This window comes from Clostridium sp. AF34-10BH, assembly GCF_003478095.1.
GTDB classification, from domain to species: Bacteria; Bacillota; Clostridia; order Lachnospirales; family Lachnospiraceae; genus Acetatifactor; species Acetatifactor acetigignens.
This window is the reverse complement of the sequence record NZ_QUEC01000053.1, coordinates 9,683-11,071: the sequence shown is the minus strand read 5'-3', so window position 1 is coordinate 11,071 and position 1,389 is coordinate 9,683. Positions and strand designations below refer to the sequence as shown.

Sequence of the window (1,389 nt, the reverse complement as noted above, 5' to 3'; positions counted from 1 at the left end):
ACAGGAAGAACATTTCTGTTCTTCCTGCATTTGTATCGTCACTTTCACTGCTGTAATTTATTCTGTTTGTAATCAACTTTCCCCCTCACACGGGAATTTCAAAAAACTATTGAGGTCCCAAAAGCTCTCTCTTGCGAGAGAGCTTGGTCTGCACCTGTAAAGTCAAGGTTGTTTTGGTGTAAATAGCATAAAAACGACAAATTCCATACAAAAAATTTCCCAAATCAGAAATTTTTGTACGGAATTTACTTATTTTGCTTATATAGCGAAAATGGAGACTTTTCAAACGGTAAAATTCCACATTTTTGTATTTTTTTCGTCCAAAACGGCGATTTAAATACAAACAAGATTTCCACTGACTGTCCCGATGCAACGCTCACAAAGAGAATTACTATCACTCTGCGAACAGTTCCTTCTTCCGTTCAATCATCTCATCGATTTTCTCGATATAAAGCCCTACATCCTTGACATTATCGCACCGTTCGATCCTTCCATCGGGGAAGACCCGCTTGGTGATGCTTCCGGCGCCTAGAGCCACAATGGTCTGTTTCTCCTCCATGATGAGGATGTTGTACAGGCCGTATTTGCCGGGACGGGCGTAGCCGGTGTTCTCGAAATTACCGGACATATTCTTCTGTCGGTAGAGATAATACGGCTTCATTCCAAGCTTTTCAGCTCCCGCTGCCGCGATCTTCATGGTCTCGTCTGTGTTGTGGAGCATGGAGACGCCGTTCTCCTGGATCCACTGGTTCAGGCGGGACGCACGTTTGATGGCCAGGGAATGAACGGTCAGGCTGTCCGGGGCCAGCTCCACGATCTTTTCGATGGTGCGCTGTACATCCGCCTCCAGTTCTCCCGGCAGTCCCAGGATCAGATCCATATTAATATTGTCGAAGCCGATCTCTCTTGCCAGCCGGTATGCCGTAAGTACCTGTTCCACGCTGGCTTTTCGGCCGATGATGTCCAGAGTCTCCTGCTTCATGGTCTGGGGATTCACGGAGATACGGCTGACCTGATGGCGATACAATACCTCCAGTTTCTCTCTGGTGATGCTGTCAGCACGGCCGGCCTCCACGGTAAATTCCTTCACGGTGGTAAAATCAAATTTGCCTTTTAATGCCGTGATCAGGCGGTCCAGCTGCTCCGGCTCCAGAGCAGAAGAAATCTCCTTCGTGGTGTGTGATGTTAACTCTGAAAAAGAACAGTTGCAAGTCAAAATTTTTGTTTTGAAAAATCGGAGGAAACTTTGGCGATGTGAAGACAGAATTGGCTTTATGCCATAGACCAAAAACAGAGAAAAAACCGTAAATATGCACAAATTCATTTTTTAGACAGACAAGCCAACTTTCTCTTGCCCTTGTGAGAGCCTGTGTTGCCCCTGTGTGCAAT

At 46.1% G+C, this 1,389-nt stretch carries 1 protein-coding gene; it reads right to left on the bottom strand.

All coding sequences use genetic code 11. The features are described 5' to 3' along the window. Positions 1-394: 394 nt before the first annotated feature. Entirely contained in the window at positions 395-1,216 is an 822-nt protein-coding gene (gene hemZ, locus DWZ61_RS19005; RefSeq protein ID WP_347475468.1) for a coproporphyrinogen dehydrogenase HemZ, read from the bottom strand. Positions 1,217-1,389 lie beyond the last annotated feature (173 nt).